Here is a 17,139-nt window from a genome sequence, read left to right as displayed (position 1 = left end):
TAGATGCTCGTGTAATATGGATTTGCTTTCTCATATTGCACTGATTCAAAATAAAAATTCATCTTATCTAAGATAGGAATTGAGCACGGAAAAGTACGAAAAAAGCATTCTATGAATAGATTGACATCTAAAGATTGGATGATTATTACCCAACGACTGACTCCTTACTTATTTTTGCTGCCAGCAATGGTCATTTTAGGGTTAACCGTTTTTTGGCCCGCACTGCAAGCGTTTTACCTGAGTTTTACCCGATATGAATACGATCTAACCCAGATGCCACAGTGGGTGGGTTTAGCCAATTTTAACAAATTGTGGAAAGATCCAGTTTTTTGGAAAACTTTGGGGAACACCCTATTATACCTTGTAGGTGTCGTGCCAATTTTGGTGATTGCTCCCCTAGTACTGGCAATTTTAGTCAACCAAAAACTGCGTGGCATGAACTGGTTTAGAGCAGCGTATTACACGCCAGTTGTCATTTCCATGGTAGTTGCTGGGATCGCTTGGAGGTGGTTGTATGCAGAAACGGGTTTGCTAAACCAACTGCTTAAGGGTATTTTTCCAGGAGGAATTCCTTGGCTCACCAGTCCCCAATTGGCACTTTACAGCGTGATGGCTGTGACTGTTTGGAAGGGATTGGGTTACTACATGGTAATTTATCTAGCAGGGTTACAATCTATTCCCAGCGATATTTATGAAGCAGCAGCTATAGACGGCTCAGATGGTATTGGCAAGCATTGGGATATCACTATACCCTTGATGCAACCTTATTTGGGTTTAGTTGCAGTGATATCAGCAATTTCTGCCACTAAGGTATTTGAAGAAATATATATCATGACCCAAGGCGGACCGGGTAATAGCTCGAAGACGATTGTTTACTATTTATATGAGCAAGCATTTACAAACTTGGAAATTAACTATGCTTGTACGATTGGGCTCGTACTCTTTTTAATTATTTTGGGACTGTCTGTTTTGCGATTATCAATCGATCGCAGTACGGGAGAAACGTTGCAAAGCAGCCGCCTCTAATTTTTATGCCGCTACTCTTGACTTGCTTGATAAGTTGAGAGTCGCGGATTTGAATGACGACTTATAGTTATATTGGCGGCACAATAAGAATCAGTTTTCAAACGCTTCGCTACGAGCTTTCATGCGATCCATCACAGCCAGAGCTAAATCATAATATGTCAGATATGCAAAATTCCGTAGATTTATTTAGCCAACTGTTGCAAAAAGATGCTTCTGATGTACTTGCTTGGCTGAAAGATATTAGGTCAGGGCAATTAAAAGCTCCTAAAGACTTTAATTGGTTGGGCTTAGCTCAAGCAGCAGGAAGTAGGGCTCGATATAACTTTGATAATGGTGACACTACATCTGCCTTGCCTTGGGCAGAGGTAGGATTATTAATTTATGACCTACTAGTAAGTAAGGTAGAGTCTGACCAACAAGAAAGTTTTATATATAGTTCAATGCTACTGCGAGCATCTATGATACGAAGATTTAATGCTATTCCCGGTCATCCTATTCTTGATGCAGACAGAATTATTCACTGGTTCTTCGACAACTTGACTATGTCGCCCCAAGAAGCTCAAATTAAGACCTTGTCTTGTTGGGAAGATTTGAAAAATTCTCGAGAAGATTCTATAGAAACTCTGCTAGAATTAAAGCGGATTAAGGGTTACTTAGGTATCTTGCAATCGTTAATTGAAGATGAAAAAATTTCTCCAAATGAAGAATTAAAAACTTGGATTTCTATACGAAAGACATTACCATAAGGTTATTGCAAGTAGTCAATGCCCGATATATACTGTATAACGGATTTGTATATTTCCTAAAAAACGGTTCTTCCGTACTTAGTGGCCTAAAATATTCGGAAAATGCCAAAATAGTAAAGCCCGGATTTCAAAATTATTAAAATTTCTAAACCCAAATCCGCAGCGTTTTAATAGCTTCAATTTATTATTAATTCCTTCAACTACTCCGTTAGTTGTTCTTTTTTCAAAATATCCGACGACCTCACCAAACCATCGTTTAATTGTTGTGACGCTCTTCTGATAATATGGTTCGGCTTTTTTTAACAAATCAATTAATTTTAATGTTCCTTTTGCCCAGTCCTTACTCTTCTCAAAAAGAGCATGGAACTCTTCTTTTAAAGAGTGCATGATTCTTACTAATGGAGAAGCTTCCTTGACTTCTTCTAATTTTTTTTTGTTTGTTAGATAGCTTATCTTCTGCTTTTAGCAATGTATATTTACTGCCTTTTAAACTGTAAAACAATTTAGCTCTTTCCTTAGTTTTTAAGGATTTTGCTGCTGTTTTTTGCTCAATTCTTGCCTGATTTAACTCCTTGTGAATCATTTTTGTAACATGAAATCTGTCTACTGTTACCTCCGCATTTGGACAAATTTTTTTCACGCTTTGATTTATAGTTGCCTGTCATATCCATACTTACTTCTTCTATTTGAGATAAAACATTTTCTCCCCATAAACGCATGACTTTCTCTATCTCTACTTGTTTTCTTTCTGAGACTAAACCAATTAATTTATGAGTTTCTAAGTCTACTAAAACGACTATAAATTTTCCTTGACCTTTGACTAAACTAATTTCATCTATTCCTAAGGAGCGCAAATTTTTTACATCAATAGGTAAAATGTTTTTGACTATAGTTTTGAGCATTGATTCGACTTCTTCTGCCGTTAAGCCATTTTTTTTAGAAACATTATTAAGTATTTATACTTATCACTGATGGATTTTAGATAGGTTTGAAACTGTAGATTGTCCACTGTTGTCACGCTCGGGTATTAGAGGACGTTTGGAAAGTCTAAAAAAACTCCAGTAACGGTGTGTCAGTAGATAAAAAAGCGACAGGGTTATTAGAGCAATGTCTAACATCATATCCGACAAACCTGACAGATAAACAATGGGAATTGTTATTAAATACTCTGAGTTCCCCGTTGTTCGCGTAGCGTCTCCGCTCCTGAGATAGCGCCTGCCGTCGGTGAATTCTATTCTCAGGGCAATTGGCACTCTTAGGGATTGTCCCACAATCTCCGCGTCTCTTCCTTGAATAGCCGATACGGAGGTTTTATCTTCTAATTCAAGCATCATCAGTATGGATACTGCCGGAGGGCATGATAGTATTGCAGTGCAATTGCATATATATCTGCCACAAGTCACGGGCAATAAATTAAATAAAAAGGTATCGGAAAATATGTTGCTCTTTCAATAGCGTTCTTGATAATTAACTGTGCCTCCTGCCTGTTTGCATATCTCTAGTATTTGTTCCGCATAATCAGCTCCTTGCAAAAAAAAATCGCTCTGAAACTGACCTATGTCAATTTGAAGTTGCTTGTATTTTTTTGACAATGAATAATTAAATATTGGGGGAGAGACTGAGTATTTGTGCTGTATCTCGCTAAAATTAGCATTCGCGATCGCTTTCGTCGTCTTTATTAAAGTAGCAAGGCTTTTAAAGTCGGCAACTATAAGGCACCCAATCGTTGCAGTATCAGTGATTGTATGTGACAACGAAGCACTCTCATCAATAGCTTCACTCTCGATATAGGTTTCTTCCCACTCAAGAAATGTACTAATTTCCTCAACTGTCACTACACGAGCCTTCCAGACAATTTGCCAAACATCATGCCAATCTGCTTCTCCTAGATAATCTGTATAGTAATTACTTCGATATGGTTTAAGCAACCAGTTTACAACCTCTCCCTCAATCCCCATGTCTTTTAGGAGAGTTTCAAAGAAATTTTTAGTTCCTATAAAAATTGAATCTTCTTCTAATTCTGTCAATACGAATTCTATTGTATAACGATGACCCTTCACAATGTATGGGTTCCAAATATAGCAATACATATGCTCAATTTCCAAATTTTATTCATTTGACACGAAAATTTCTTCCTACCTCAAACGTAAACTTACCACTTTCTCTTTAACTCCTTCCGAACTGTTTTTAAAATGCCTGAACTTCTTTGGCTGATAAATTTTGAATCATATGAGTAAGCTTTCCTTTTGAGATTTGACACACTTATCTGAAGTGCCAAACTCCTGTTGGGTTGAAGACTCAACTTTTTGATGGTCTGACATGGAAAACACCTCAATTATAGATCCTCTCATTTTCGTATCTGTAGGCTGTCAATTTAGCCCCATGTGATACAGAAATGCTTGCAACAATTGTACGTCTATTCCTTGACTGCGAAATCCAACAAAGCCATCTGGGCGAATCAAGTAGAGGCATTCGGTTCGCGCACTATAACGCTGATGTAGTTCACCCGAGACATCCTTTAAAGCAGTTGGAATTTCTTGCAATAAAGCCTCTGCGATCGCAACATCACCGGAATAGATGAGATACGATCGCAAAACCCTACCCCATTGCTCCTCAATTTGTCGTGCTAGTTTACTCAATTCAGTTCCTTGTTTTATATCCGAACGTTCACCCACAAACAACAGCAAACGATGGCAGAAGGGGTGCGGCTCCTCCGCCCAAATTTGAAACAGGCGCTTTCCCGGATTGCCTGCTATTACAATGTCTTGGGCATCGGGAGCACGATGCCCAACTTCAGGTCCACCTGCAAACGGGAGAGTATGGGTGAACGGGGAATAAGCTTTGTCAGACGTACCTAATGCCCGCCGACTGCCTGTGAACTGTAGCCGCATTGCTGTTTGAATCGGCTCTAAGTGCATGGCTGTAGCAAGCACTGCATTACGCAAATGACCGATCGCAGGGTTTTGGACTTCAACCAGTTGAGTCATGCGTTGGGTATCGTGCAGCACTTCAGCGATCGATGGGTGTCGCTCCGCGTGATAGGTATCCAACAAATCATCTCCTGCCCCCCTCTGAAGCACAATTGCCAATTTCCAAGCTAGATTCAACGCATCTTGCATTCCTTCATTCATTCCCTGTCCCCCCATCGGACTGTGAATGTGTGCCGCATCACCTGCCAAAAACACCCGGCGATCTCGCATCTGATTCACCATACGAGTGCTAATACGAAAAAGCGATGTCCATCGGGGGCTGTGCAGCGTTGCAGGAATCTTATGTCGGTCCATCTGCTGTTGCAGCGTTGCCAGCACAAAATCTGTCTCTGACTCCTCCCCTAGCTTGATGGGGGAGAGCAACGGTGCTGCTATTTTCCAACTACCCTCTGCCAGCCTTCCTAACACTAGCATCGGGCTGAGAAAAATATGCAAATTGTCATCATAGGGTTGGTCGTACCAGTTCAGTTGTACATCGGCTAGGGCATACTGTCCGGGATGAGCTGTTCCCTCAAAGCTTGCTCCAATTAAGTGACGCACCTTGCTGTGTGCTCCATCGCAACCAACTACATAACGAGCGCTTGTCTGACTGGTTTGCCCATCTGCCAATTTTAAAGTTGCAATCACCCGATCTGGTTCCTGTTGCAAATCGATCAACTCAACACCCCGTTCCAAAGCGATGCCATGTGTTGTGAAGCGATCGGCAAGAATACGCTCTACTTTTCCCTGCTCCAGAATTAAAGCACCCGGAAAGAAGGGGGTTTGTGGATCGTTCAAGCCAAAACTACCCAATACCCGTCCGTTAGCGTGCAGTGTTGCACCATGTATCGGTCTACCTTGTGAGAATGCCTGCTCTAATACCCCTAGTTGTTCTAACAAGTGAAGCGTGCGGATGTGAACTCCCTCAGCGCGTGACTCTGACACGGGACGAAGATATGCCTCTTTGGTTATGATACGACATCTCACACCCATGCTGACAAGCAGGTTGGCTAAAGTTAGCCCAACTGGACCCGCTCCGACTACCAAAACATCCACGATCGCTGAAGATTGAGACATGATTTGAGTTCTCCTAAATCTTATTCATTTGTGGATCGCTCCACGGCTTAATTGTGTTTCTCGAGCGGTCAATCGTATTGACACCACATAACTGAGCGTGTTGTCATTCCTTTTGTAGAATGCTTAATCTGATTTTACTAAACAGTTTAGTAAACTTACCACACAGTTTAGTAAAATATACCTTAAGATAGAGTGAGGTAGTTTAATGCTTTAATGTCAAGAGGCGGGGTATGACGACAACTAATGAAAATCGGCGCAAAATGTCTGAGAAAGCCCAGCGAATTTTAGAAGGGGCAATGCAGGAGTTTATGGCGCAGGGCTATACAGCTGCAAGTATGGATAGAATTGCTGTTGCTGCAGGAGTTTCAAAACCGACGCTCTATAGCTATTTTCAGGATAAGGAAGGATTGTTCGCGGCGCTGATCGAGCAACTCGCTCAGAAGCAATATCGCACTATTGTGGGACTTGATAATGCCCAAATCCCTCAAGATGAAGCTGAAGTTGTACTGCGGCAAATTGCAACGAATTTGCTCGATACAATTCTTAATAATGAACAGTTACTAGCACTGATTCGACTGGCGATTGCTGAGTCGGGACGCTTTCCAACTCTGGCTAAGACGTTCATTCGTGCAGTAGATAAACCAGCGATCGCACTCCTGAGTCAATACTTAGCCTCACGTCCAGAACTGAAGTTACAACATCCGGAAGCTGTTGCTCAAACCTTTATCGGAACGTTGGTGTATTTTGTCATCTCACAGGAGCTACTACAGGGCAAAGACGTTTTACCGATAAGTCGCGATAACCTGATTGATACCTTAATTTCGTTGATTGCAGGCATTCGCAAATAAGCGTGTAAAGCTTTTTTGGAATCAGCAACATTATGCAACACATGGCATGAGCAAAAAATCAAAAAGCTTCTTTCCATCAGTTAAATGTTAAGTTATATTTAGCCAACAGTATCTGAAGTGCTTCTGATAGAAGATAGGGTCTTTACAATTTCTCCTTTGCTGGTGGTACAATACCAAACTTGCTGAGACCTTCATCAAGTTCCCTAAGTGTTTTAAAATCTTCTTCTGGTAGGGGATAACTGCTACTGCTGAATACACCACTACTGACAGCCGGGTTCTTTTCTAGAAAGGAGAATGCTTGACGAAACTGGTGCGGTTTTGCCTTAATAGGGGCATCAAAATGGCAGGAAATTATCCACTGAAAATCCCAACTCGCTACCTTATTAGCCCAATTGATAGTTTCTTGAGGTGCGCGATTGAGAATGAGAGTTTGTAAAATTGGTGCGACAAATAGACGCCCATCTCCTCTCAATGCATCAAAAGATTGCTTCCAATCAGGTTTCCATTTGAAAGGAAATAACCCAAAATAAGCTTTTTTGGAACGTTCGGACGCTTTTAAGACATTGCGAAACACTTCTCCCCATTTTATGACTTCTAGCAAACTTGGCTGGAAGTACAAAGCAAATAAAGCAATTCTCTGCCATCCCTTACGGCGATTTGCTTGGTTGTCTTCGATGAGATCGGATGCTTTGTCTTTGGCATGAAATAGTAGGGGGTATGGATCTAATTGCACGATCGCAGGCGGTTCTTCCGGTACGGAAAGGACTGAATCTGTTACCAGGAGTGAGTGCGATCGCTTGTCAAAGAAGGCGACTTCTGCAAACCGACCCGGTCCAAGTTCAATCGGACCGAGGATGGCGTAATCAAACTGCTTACCAAAGGGAGTTTGACTGCTATCTTCTGGAAGTACCTGAGTGCGTTTTCTGGGTAAACCAAGCCAAGTGAGTGGAAGATTGAGAGGGAAACTCCACTGCTTGGGAGCAACAAATACCTGAGATTCAGGAAAATATCTGGCAAAAGGACCAACAAATACTTTGTGTTCCAAACCTGAGATAGTTGGCAGGATGATGTACTTGACGTTACCGTGCTCTGCTACCAACTCATTCACTAGGCGGATACATTCTGGGGTTGGCGCAACAGGCGCGTAAACGAGGAGACCCCCTCCTTCTAACTTTACTACGGTCATGCGAATAGGCACAACGACGTAGAAAATACCTTGAAGCTGGTCAAAAGTCCAAATTGTGTCCCTTACCACTTCTTTGCGAATTGTCCGCCGTTCACCAAAGGGATAAAGTGGCAAAGCAGGCCAGAATTGCCATGAAAAGTCCCTAGAATTGTTCTCTTGTCCCTGCGTTTCCTGCACCTTCATCTTGAGTTGAGCCACTCCACTTTTTTCCCTTGCAAAGTCTCAAATTATTTTTAGCTGAATTTCCCTGATTTGTGAACCTATACCTTAAATATTAATATATGGAGACAATTCATTTTAATTAACCTGAGTTTGATATAAGCCTCTGATGGGTGCAGCGCTCGCTCCCGTAAAATATGGAAGAAACACAATTTTCTGTTACCGTGTGAAAGAGATTTTATTCGCCCGGATAGATGCTTGAAAGCAGATCTAACACTACGAATTCGACAATCACGATAGAAACTCTAAAACTAGCTGGTTAAATTTCTGTGGATATTCGATAGGAGCCCAATGGCCACACTCTTCAATAATTTCCAACCGAGCATTCGGAATAGTTTTAGCACCATTGTGAGCATGAGTTACAGGAACCATTGTATCTTGCCTACCCCAAATGATGAGGGTTGGAGCAACAATGGTAGGCAACCTCTGTGCGATCGGCTGATAGAATTGTCCCCAAATGTTGAAATTGGAACGACCTACATTTAATGTCGCTTCCGCCGCACCAGGTAGCCGTGCCATTTGATAAAACTCCTTGACAATTTCATCAGTAATTAGTTTTGAGTCGTAGACCGCCTGTTTGCACAACATTGCAAGACTTGATTGACTCGGCGAACTGAATAACTTGTCTAAACCGGGAAGCGTTGTGACTCGCAGCCAAAAACTGATTTCTTTCCCCAAACCAGCACTGCCAACAAGGATGAGTCCCTCGACTAACTCTGGAAAGTTCAGTGTAAAGGTGAGTGCAACGCCACCACCTGCGGAAGTACCAATCAGACTAGCACGAGCGATATCTAAAGCCTTCATGAAATCCCGAGTGAACTGAGCCATAAAGTCGAAGGTGTATTTGGCATCCGGTTTATCGGATCGACCTGCGCCCACCATATCAAAAGCGTAAACGCGATGATGCTTAGCTAATTCAAAGATGTTGTGCTTCCACAATTCAATATAACCGCCACCACCGTGAAGCAAGATGACTGTGCTACCTGAGTCACCAATCTGCCAATATCGAGTGTTCACAGACCCAACTTTGACATACCGATCTTGCAATTGCTCAGTTCGATTCATCTCGACTTTATTCAACTCGTAACAATCAACCCGATTTTACACCATACCCCTTGCTGCTAAAAGATTACTTATGGGCGTAGGATGGGCAGTGCCCACCCTACATATAGGAGTAGAATTTTAGAGCGGAAAGGGAGTTGTTGCCTTCTGCAATTATGTGTGCATAGATTAAGAGTTGACATTTAAGTCAATACTTATCTATCATAAAAATACTTAAGAATAAACTTAAATAATTAAGTTGTATTTTTATGGTATATCTTCGAGTTTTCTAGCTACAGGGTAATCAATGAGTAGACCTGCTGCTAGTGCCGATGTCTTTGCAGCGATCGCAGATCCAACGCGACGGGCAATATTAGATCGGTTACTGACTGGGGAGCAACCAGTTAAACAGTTAGCTGAGCCTTTTGCCATGAGTTTGCCAGCTATTTCTCAACACTTACAAGTGCTTTGTGATGCTGGCTTAGTACAAATGAGAAAAGCGGGGCGACAGCGTCTGTATCGACTCAATCCCGAACCTCTTCGGCAAGTTTCTAACTGGATTGCCGATTACGAGCAGTTCTGGCAACAAAAACTAGACGCCTTAGGCAATTACTTAGAGGACAATATATGCTCCGAGACTTAAAAAAAGAAATTTTCTATCCATACCCGCCCGAAAAGGTTTGGCAAGTGCTTACCAACCGCCGTGCCTTGGCTGCATGGTTAATGGAAAATAATTTTGAGCCGCGAGTGGGGCATAAATTTCAATTTCAAGACTCTACATTGCCCGGTCTAAATGAAAGTATTGATTGTGAAGTGATTGAATTAGATGAGCCAAACCGTCTTTCCTACACGTGGCAGGACAGATTTATGTCCCGACCTTCCACAGTCACGTGGATTTTAGAACCACAGGAAGGAGGAACTCAATTGCGTTTGGAACACAAAATTCTACAATCGCTCCCTACAGAATCACCCCAACCAAAGTATTCTCACACTGGTAATTTAAATCACCGATATGGAACAACTGCTTTAGCTTATATGCCTGAAACAAGAACTCAGGAATTGAGGGAACGAACTTCCACGTTTAATTCTTTATTAAATGGAGCGTTCGCAACAAGTCCAAATACAAGCGTAATCCTCACGTCATTTTTAAATAGCCGATGGGAACATAAACTGGAATCTCTGCTACAAATGGTTAGTTGCTAATGGCTAATGGCTAATGGCTAATTGTTATACCAATTCTAAGTGAAGTTACACATTAATTGCCCTCACTCTAGAAGAGTGGACGGCAGTTGCTTCAACGGGGGGAGCGCACGCTTCGCAAACGCCAGTCCCCAGGGCGAGGGAAACCCGCCTACAGGGCTAGTCTCACCATTAGCCATTAGCCATTAGCCATTAGCAATTAGCATTTTATTAACTTTTTGCCAGTCGCCAAAACGCGATCGCAGCGCCAAAAATGCTAAAAGTACTGAGAAGAATATGAAGAATAGGGATACTGGGAGCAGATGAAGAATATATTTCACCATTGGGCATTTTTGCCCCCTGAAGGTTAGCCGCCTCAAGATCTGCTTCTTGAAGGTTAACTCCCTCAAGAACCGATTGCGACAGATTAGCATACCACAGCTTGCTTTTCTGAATGCGTGCTGATGTAAGATCGGCTTGTGAAAGATCGGCTTGTGTAAAGTTGGCTTCCTGTAGGTTTGCTTGTCGTAGATTAGCTTGCCATAGCTTAGCTCCTGTTAAATTAGCTTGCTGAAGGCTACCTAAAACCGATAAATTGGCTTGCCACAAGTTGGCTTTGGATAAGTTAGCTTGTCGCAGGTTGGCTTGCCAAAAGATAGCTCGCGATAAATTAGCTTGCACAAGATTGGCTTGGGATAGATCGGTTTTTTGAAGACTCGCCGATGATAAGTTTGCTTGGGAAAGCTTAGCTTTCTGAAGATTTGCAGATGAGAAATTAGCTTCTGACAAGTTAGCTTGTATCAAATCGGCTCCAGACAAATTAGCATTTTGAAAGTTAGCATACTGAAGGTTAGCTCCTGATAAAATAGTTCCTGATAAGTTGCTGTCCTGAAGATTGGCGTAATCCAGATCTGCTCCCTGTAGGTTAGCTTGCGATAAATTGCATTTAACACACTTTTTTGTTGTTAGTAGTTGCTGGATATGTATGGGATTTGCCGCATATACTGGAGTTGTGACTAGAGCCATACTACCGATTGCAACATTTAGATAAATTTTGAGTGAATTGTGTTTCATATAATACTGAATTTTTAGAAAGCGGCTTGCTCGGTCAACAGTTTTTTAGTTTGCGTGCTTGCTTTGTTTGCGATCGGCTCCTTTAGCAGCTACTAGTACACTGAGTGCTTAGAGCACATGATGACTTTCTTCTACTGTCATGGCAATTTCTCCGGCAAAATAATTGCAGGCTATTTGAAACTTATGGATTAAAGCATCGCGATCGCCTCGAACTACCAATTGCGCTAACTCACTGTAAGTTGCTGACAATCTCTCAATGGCTTGCTGTCGTTCTGATGTTGCAAGCAAAATATCTGCTATCATTGATGCAAATTGAGTCAACGAGCGGCTAACTAAACCAATTTCTAGACGGAACGTCGGGCTAGAGAAGTTAAGATTGCGAGGGAGATCGATCTTCTCTTGACTCGAGAAAATACCGAGACTCAATGCTGTAAAGTTGCGGATTGCCTGAATAGCGACCATAATTTTGTCGTGCTCTTGCGGTTCGCAGGCGATGAGGTTACCACCATCCTTTTCAATCATATCTAATAGCCTTAGAAAGAAAACACTGTGCGGAGTGTACCTGTAAGAACGGTACCATTGCTTTCCTGATTGCCTGGGTTTGTAATGACTTGTATGACTGGGGCAATTTGAATATTGTTGCTAATGGGATAGTTGTAAAAAGCTTCAAAATTAGTTTGAGTGGCATTACCAACATCACGAGATATAAAGGGCTGACCAACAGCAATACCTGCTTTAGCACCTCGCACAAATAGATCGGGAAAAGCCAGACCTAGCATCCAGTAAGTGGGGCTGATATCACCAAAACTTGTGTCTTTATAACTAGCATGACCGTAGCGTCCAAAGACACCAAATCGATCTGACAAAGCTAATTCAAAGTTGGCTCCAAAGACATTAAATTGTCCACCTAAAATATTACCAAAAGCATACTGGAGACGAACTGCAAAGTTTTTAGAGGGCGCATATTCTACTTCAGCTATCCCTTGATGGGGATCGCCAAAGAATCCCCCAGTACTACCTCCATTAGGGTAAAGAGTGTATCCTATTGGAAAAATACCAGGAACAAAGGAAGTCGAATCTCTTGAAGTTGGTTCATTAGCAGCCGCCGCTATATAACCTGCTCGTGCTGTAAAAGGACCATCGCCTGGGTTCCAACTAATGACAGCACCTGCACCCAAGCCCTGAACTGGAAACAAAAGATAGTTGTTAACAAATGCTTGAGTGGAAAAATCTAAAAAGCTGAGGTTGGCGTAGCGGTTTGTGTCTATGTAATCGCTAAGAACTATTTTTGGACCGAGGGAAAGAATTACGTTTTTAAGAGGAGAGAAAGTATAGAAGAGACGGGAAATACCCAATTGTTCTACTGGAGGTTTTGCAGCAAAATCCAAAACGCTACCAAGGCTGGGTTCAAGAAATCCTGCAGCATTATCATCCGCACCATCGCTTCCTGCATCCAATCGGATTTTTAACAAATCAGAACCACTGAAACTCGTGTTAAAATCCAAAGCTGCTCGATAAACAAAGGTTGGATTGGGTTGTTTTGTCGTAATTTCTCTCCCTGTCACGTCAACAATGCGATCGCCACTAAAACTACCTCCCGTCACACCAAAGATGACTTGACCTGTTAACTTGGTTGTTGTTGAAAACTGGTTGGCTTGCAATTCAGAAGTACGAACCTCTAATGTGTCTACACGCCCTTGTAACTTAGTTAACTCAGCAGCAAACTCTTCCCGAAGGCGTTCTAAAATAGCTATATCATCACGGGAAATAGCGGGGGTATTCCCTTGTGCTACAAGCTCGTTGATTTGCTCAATTGTTGTTTGCAGTGCGTTGGCAAATTCATAACGAGTCAAGGCTCGGTTACCTCGAAATCCACCATTTGGATTGGTTTTATTAATACCATAGCGATCGTTTAAAGAATAAAGTGCTTGAAAAGCCCAATCAGATGGTTGGATATCATCCAGTTGACTGACGGGGGTCATATCAACTTCTGATATTTGCCGATCTTCTAGTTGACTGACAGGCGTTATCTCAACTTCTGCTATTTGTTGGTTATCTAAATCTCTGCGGTTGACTGTATCTATTTGTCTGGGAACAGTTTGTTCAATGGGAAGAACACTCGTATTGGGGGCTTCTCTTGTTGTCAGATCTAATGATAAATCTTTAGAGGAACTGGAAATGGGTTGTTCCTTTGAGTTTTTTTTTGGCTCTAATATGGTGTTATCTTTGTCTGTTGGGGTTGTGGTAGTAAGATCGGCAACGGAAGCTATATTATCTTTGGGTTCCCAAAGTTCAACTAATTCTAAGATAGTAGGTTTTTTTTCAGAAATTCCTTCTCTTGAACTACTACTGTATGGACGTAAAGAATAAGGCGCACTGAAAGTTTTTTCTGAATATATTTTTGTAGAAACTTGTGTAAAATCAAAAACTTCTTGAGTTGGTGAAGAGTTGACGATTGGAGATTCCTCCGAGAAGAATTTGACAGAATCAACAAGATTTTTTGCACGTAAAGAGTAAGGAAGAGAAGATTGAGATGAAGATTTTTTTGTAGAATCAGCCATTTCGGATGATGATTTTAAAGGTTTGGAAGTCGTAGCAGTTTCTGAAAAGAATCTTACAGAATCATTAAGATTGGAAAATTGTGAGAAATTTTCTTTTGAATTCTTTCTTTTATATGGACGTAGAGAGTATGGAGATGAAGAAGATTCTAGATTTTTATTTTGTGGTGTAACTCTCCACTCACGATTCTTACTTTCTAAAGTTTTTGATTTTTCAATCATTAATTGTGCCAAACTTTTCGATTCAGTTTCTTGGATATTTTCTTCCTGGTTTCTTAACTCTATATTTGTAGGAGAAAATTTTTCATCTTTTTTATTGGAGCACGCTAAATTTGTGTTGGAAAATCCACAAGATATAACTGCTTCTGCGGTAAAAAGCTGATTTTGTTGAGATTTTTTTCGAGCATATATCACTGTTCTAGAAGGTGCTAATACCTTAGAAGGTAAATTTGTCTCGACAGCTAAAATTTTCTCAAAAGGAATGTTTTCAGGTATGTCTGTTTCGGCACGAGTTGGATGTTGTTGGGTAACTATACCAAGAAGACTTAAGCTACCAATAACAGATAAATTGGGAAAACGATGTCTTAAAGTCATTTGTTTAATGATTAGTAGTTAGTGGTCGGTGGTTAGTGGTTAGTGGTTAGTAATTAGTTGTTATACCGCTGAGGTCTAATGACTCATAACAAATGATTGCGACTGTAGTAAGCGACAAACGACAAACTACTAACCACTAACCTAAAAATAAATTTTGGGTTGAAATGTACGCAGGCGTAAGGCATTAGTAATGACGGAAAATGAACTAAAAGCCATTGCGGCTCCTGCAATAATTGGGTTTAGCAACCAACCGGTGAATGGAAAGAGAACTCCGGTAGCGATGGGAATTCCAGCAAGGTTGTAAATGAAGGCAAAAAGCAGATTTTGGCGGATATTGCGAATAGTCGCACGGCTTAACTGAATTGCTGTGATAATTCCTTCTAAATCGCCCGATATGAGGGTAATATCGCTAGCGGCGATCGCAACATCTGTCCCGGTTCCTATGGCAATCCCAACATCTGCTTGTGCAAGGGCTGGTGCATCATTAATCCCATCCCCTACCATAGCAACAATAGATTGGGGGAATGGGGTAGTCAGAGATGGGGGGAATAATTGTAAATCGACTCTTCCCCCTTTCTCTCGTTCCCCCTGTCTCCCGTTCCTCTCAGATTTCAGAGATTGAATGACTTGAGCTTTTTGATCGGGTCGCACTTCTGCAAACACTCTCTTGATACCCAGTTGTAGAGCAATTGCGATCGCAGATGCACGATTGTCTCCAGTCAGCATGATAACGTCTAAACCCATTTTTTGGAGTACTCTTACAACTTCTTTTGATGAAGGTTTTAAAGCATCAGAGATTCCAACTAAGCCTTGAATCGATCCATCTACCGCAATCCATACTAGGGTTTTACCTGCTGCTTCTAAAATGATTTTTTGTTTGTGGAATCTATATGTATTAATACCTTGTTCTTCTAGCCAACGTTGGGTTCCAATTTGAACCAAACAACCTGAAACTCCACCTTGAATACCCATCCCTGGATATGCTTGGAAATTTCTGGCTCGCAGGGATTGAATTTTTACCGTATCAATACCTTGCGATTTTGCGTACTTGATTATTGCTTCAGCTAAGGGATGTTCGGAATCTTGTTCTACCGCCGCAACCATTTGTAGAAGTTTAAGTTCGTTCTGGTCTTGGGTACCTTTAGCAGTAAAAAAGTCGGTCACAGTTGGCTTTCCCTCTGTGAGAGTTCCAGTTTTATCTAGCACAATCGTTTGTATTTTGTGCGCTAGTTCTAAACTTTCAGCTCCTTTAATTAAAATCCCATGTTCTGCACCTATGCCCGTTCCTACCATAACTGATGTCGGAGTTGCTAAACCTAAAGCGCAAGGGCATGCAATAATCAACACTCCTATTGCTGTTATTAAGGATAGGGTGAGGTTACCGACAATACTAAACCAGACGAGAAATGTGATGCTCGCGATCGCGATAACTGCTGGTACAAACCATCCTGTCACTCGATCTGCCAGACGCTGAATTGGTGCTTTCGACGCTTGGGCTTCTTGCACTAGCTTCACGATTTGGGACAATACTGTATCGCGTCCCACTCGCGTTGCCTGGAATATTAACACACTGGTTTTGTTAATTGTAGCACCAATAACTTCATCTTGCGGTTGTTTTTTTACAGGCATACTTTCACCTGTAATCATAGCTTCATCCACAGAAGAAATTCCATCAATCACTTCTCCATCTACCGGAATTTTTTCTCCCGGACGTACCAAGATAACATCACCAACAGCTACTTCCTGAATTGGAATATTAATTTCTACGTTATCGCGGATAATACAAGCAGTTTTGGGTTGCAACCCCATTAATTTACGTATAGATTCGTAGGTTTTACTTTTGGCATGATGTTCCAACAAACGACCTAACAAAATTAAAGTAATAACAACTGTAGCAGCTTCATAATATACATCAGTCATTAAACCATTAGATATAAATAAATCGGGAAAAAGCGTCACAAATAGGGAATAAAAATAAGCTGCACTCGTCCCTAAAACAACTAATGTATCCATTGTTGCTCTTCGACCTTTAAAAGCTTTCCATGCATTACGATAAAAGAAAGCACCGCACCAAAATTGTACGGGAGTTGCTAACAGTAACTGTACCCAAGGATTGCTTAAGACTGTTGGAATAAAAGATAAGTGCAATCCCATCATATGTGGTAGCGATCCTAAAAAAATTTGGATGCTGTGGATACTGGCAAATATCAACTTGCGTGTAAGGTTGCGTGACTTTGCCAAATAAGCTGCACTTTTTGCATCTTCTTCAACAGTATTTATGACCTCATCTGATTGAGAGTAAGAAGAGTATCCAGCAGCATCGATCGCAGCTTGAATTTTTTCGAGATTTGTTCGCAACTTTTCGTATCGAACAGTAGCAATTTCTGCAGCAAAGTTCACATTGCACTGCAATACTCCAGGTACAGAACGAATTGCTGCTTCAACACTTTGGGCGCAAGCAGCACAACTCATACCACTTAATTTTAATGTGAGAGTTTCCATGTGAGATTAACCCTTTGAATTTGATGTTATTAAGTAAATGAGTGACTGGGAATTGGTGACCCTTTGGGTCACCAGTCACTGTATTATGCGTTCTTTCGGTACTCTTGCTAGCACAATAAC

At 41.4% G+C, this 17,139-nt stretch carries 14 protein-coding genes and 1 pseudogene; 5 read left to right on the top strand and 10 right to left on the bottom strand.

What is annotated here, in order from left to right:
• Nucleotides 1-111: 111 nt before the first annotated feature.
• Both AB0756_RS19430 and AB0756_RS19425 read left to right on the top strand, forming a co-directional pair.
• Nucleotides 112-1,026 carry a carbohydrate ABC transporter permease gene (locus AB0756_RS19430; RefSeq protein WP_038073354.1) on the top strand — a complete coding sequence of 305 codons (915 nt, stop codon included), beginning with the start codon at nt 112-114 and terminating at the stop codon, nt 1,024-1,026.
• Nucleotides 1,027-1,079: 53 nt separating this feature from the next.
• Nucleotides 1,080-1,772, top strand: a complete 693-nt coding sequence (locus AB0756_RS19425) for a hypothetical protein (protein WP_137986555.1) — start codon at nt 1,080-1,082, stop codon at nt 1,770-1,772.
• 78 nt (nt 1,773-1,850) lie between these two features.
• Here the strand turns inward: AB0756_RS19425 and AB0756_RS40045 are convergent.
• The 4 genes and pseudogenes from AB0756_RS40045 to AB0756_RS19395 form a co-directional block, all read right to left on the bottom strand.
• Nucleotides 1,851-2,725 (bottom strand): annotated as a pseudogene (locus AB0756_RS40045) (ISL3 family transposase); the annotation flags it as partial.
• Between the two features lie 12 nt (nt 2,726-2,737).
• Nucleotides 2,738-3,106, bottom strand: coding sequence for a hypothetical protein (locus AB0756_RS19405; RefSeq protein WP_038073348.1), 369 nt, complete (start codon nt 3,104-3,106; stop codon nt 2,738-2,740).
• Nucleotides 3,107-3,220: 114 nt separating this feature from the next.
• Nucleotides 3,221-3,799 (bottom strand): hypothetical protein, encoded by a 579-nt coding sequence (locus tag AB0756_RS19400; RefSeq protein WP_137986553.1) that lies wholly within the window; start codon nt 3,797-3,799, stop codon nt 3,221-3,223.
• 342 nt (nt 3,800-4,141) lie between these two features.
• Entirely contained in the window at nt 4,142-5,818 is a 1,677-nt protein-coding gene (locus AB0756_RS19395; RefSeq protein WP_038073344.1) for an FAD-dependent monooxygenase, read from the bottom strand.
• A gap of 230 nt (nt 5,819-6,048) precedes the next feature.
• On the opposite strand from AB0756_RS19395, the gene AB0756_RS19390 reads away from it, so the two are divergent.
• Nucleotides 6,049-6,666, top strand: a complete 618-nt coding sequence (locus tag AB0756_RS19390; RefSeq protein ID WP_038073342.1) for a TetR/AcrR family transcriptional regulator — start codon at nt 6,049-6,051, stop codon at nt 6,664-6,666.
• Between the two features lie 142 nt (nt 6,667-6,808).
• Here the strand turns inward: AB0756_RS19390 and AB0756_RS19385 are convergent, their stop codons facing one another.
• Together AB0756_RS19385 and AB0756_RS19380 are read right to left on the bottom strand one after the other, a co-directional pair.
• Nucleotides 6,809-8,035, bottom strand: coding sequence for a DUF4336 domain-containing protein (locus AB0756_RS19385; RefSeq protein ID WP_038073339.1), 1,227 nt, complete (start codon nt 8,033-8,035; stop codon nt 6,809-6,811).
• A gap of 267 nt (nt 8,036-8,302) precedes the next feature.
• Nucleotides 8,303-9,136, bottom strand: a complete 834-nt coding sequence (locus AB0756_RS19380; protein ID WP_038073336.1) for an alpha/beta fold hydrolase — start codon at nt 9,134-9,136, stop codon at nt 8,303-8,305.
• Between the two features lie 283 nt (nt 9,137-9,419).
• Between AB0756_RS19380 and AB0756_RS19375 the strand changes: the two genes are divergently transcribed.
• Nucleotides 9,420-9,755: an ArsR/SmtB family transcription factor gene (locus tag AB0756_RS19375; protein WP_038073334.1), complete on the top strand. Its 336-nt coding sequence runs from the start codon at nt 9,420-9,422 to the stop codon at nt 9,753-9,755.
• Entirely contained in the window at nt 9,740-10,315 is a 576-nt protein-coding gene (locus tag AB0756_RS19370) for an SRPBCC family protein (RefSeq protein WP_038073332.1), read from the top strand. The genes AB0756_RS19375 and AB0756_RS19370 overlap by 16 nt, the downstream gene beginning before the upstream one ends.
• Nucleotides 10,316-10,522: 207 nt before the next feature.
• Here the strand turns inward: AB0756_RS19370 and AB0756_RS19365 are convergent, their stop codons facing one another.
• The 4 genes from AB0756_RS19365 to AB0756_RS19350 all read right to left on the bottom strand — a co-directional run bounded on the left by AB0756_RS19365 (nt 10,523) and on the right by AB0756_RS19350 (nt 17,019).
• Nucleotides 10,523-11,365 carry a pentapeptide repeat-containing protein gene (locus AB0756_RS19365; protein WP_167844803.1) on the bottom strand — a complete coding sequence of 281 codons (843 nt, stop codon included), beginning with the start codon at nt 11,363-11,365 and terminating at the stop codon, nt 10,523-10,525.
• A gap of 108 nt (nt 11,366-11,473) precedes the next feature.
• Complete coding sequence (locus AB0756_RS19360; RefSeq protein WP_050046575.1) at nt 11,474-11,887, bottom strand: prephenate dehydrogenase dimerization domain-containing protein; 414 nt, start codon at nt 11,885-11,887, stop codon at nt 11,474-11,476.
• An 11-nt stretch (nt 11,888-11,898) separates the two neighbouring features.
• Entirely contained in the window at nt 11,899-14,517 is a 2,619-nt protein-coding gene (locus tag AB0756_RS19355; protein ID WP_050046574.1) for an iron uptake porin, read from the bottom strand.
• Nucleotides 14,518-14,658: 141 nt separating this feature from the next.
• On the bottom strand, nt 14,659-17,019 hold the full coding sequence (locus tag AB0756_RS19350; protein WP_038073329.1) for a heavy metal translocating P-type ATPase: 2,361 nt from the start codon (nt 17,017-17,019) through the stop codon (nt 14,659-14,661).
• Between the last annotated feature and the right edge of the window lie 120 nt (nt 17,020-17,139).

It is taken from the genome of Tolypothrix campylonemoides VB511288_2, from assembly GCF_045999855.1.
GTDB lineage: Bacteria > Cyanobacteriota > Cyanobacteriia > Cyanobacteriales > Nostocaceae > Scytonema > Scytonema bouteillei_A.
This window is presented reverse-complemented; position numbering and strand designations above follow the sequence as displayed.

Excerpts from the sequence above, each read along its gene's own strand:
- AB0756_RS19370 (WP_038073332.1), top strand. The coding sequence starts at position 9,740 with ATGCTCCGAGACTTAAAAAAAGAAATTTTCTATCCATACCCGCCCGAA.
- AB0756_RS19430 (WP_038073354.1), top strand. The coding sequence starts at position 112 with ATGAATAGATTGACATCTAAAGATTGGATGATTATTACCCAACGACTG.
- AB0756_RS19350 (WP_038073329.1), bottom strand. The coding sequence starts at position 17,019 with ATGGAAACTCTCACATTAAAATTAAGTGGTATGAGTTGTGCTGCTTGC.
- AB0756_RS19385 (WP_038073339.1), bottom strand. The coding sequence starts at position 8,035 with ATGAAGGTGCAGGAAACGCAGGGACAAGAGAACAATTCTAGGGACTTT.
- AB0756_RS19365 (WP_167844803.1), bottom strand. The coding sequence starts at position 11,365 with ATGAAACACAATTCACTCAAAATTTATCTAAATGTTGCAATCGGTAGT.
- AB0756_RS19355 (WP_050046574.1), bottom strand. The coding sequence starts at position 14,517 with ATGACTTTAAGACATCGTTTTCCCAATTTATCTGTTATTGGTAGCTTA.
- AB0756_RS19380 (WP_038073336.1), bottom strand. The coding sequence starts at position 9,136 with ATGAATCGAACTGAGCAATTGCAAGATCGGTATGTCAAAGTTGGGTCT.
- AB0756_RS19390 (WP_038073342.1), top strand. The coding sequence starts at position 6,049 with ATGACGACAACTAATGAAAATCGGCGCAAAATGTCTGAGAAAGCCCAG.
- AB0756_RS19395 (WP_038073344.1), bottom strand. The coding sequence starts at position 5,818 with ATGTCTCAATCTTCAGCGATCGTGGATGTTTTGGTAGTCGGAGCGGGT.
- AB0756_RS19405 (WP_038073348.1), bottom strand. The coding sequence starts at position 3,106 with ATGATGCTTGAATTAGAAGATAAAACCTCCGTATCGGCTATTCAAGGA.
- AB0756_RS19360 (WP_050046575.1), bottom strand. The coding sequence starts at position 11,887 with ATGATTGAAAAGGATGGTGGTAACCTCATCGCCTGCGAACCGCAAGAG.
- AB0756_RS19375 (WP_038073334.1), top strand. The coding sequence starts at position 9,420 with ATGAGTAGACCTGCTGCTAGTGCCGATGTCTTTGCAGCGATCGCAGAT.
- AB0756_RS19425 (WP_137986555.1), top strand. The coding sequence starts at position 1,080 with ATGACGACTTATAGTTATATTGGCGGCACAATAAGAATCAGTTTTCAA.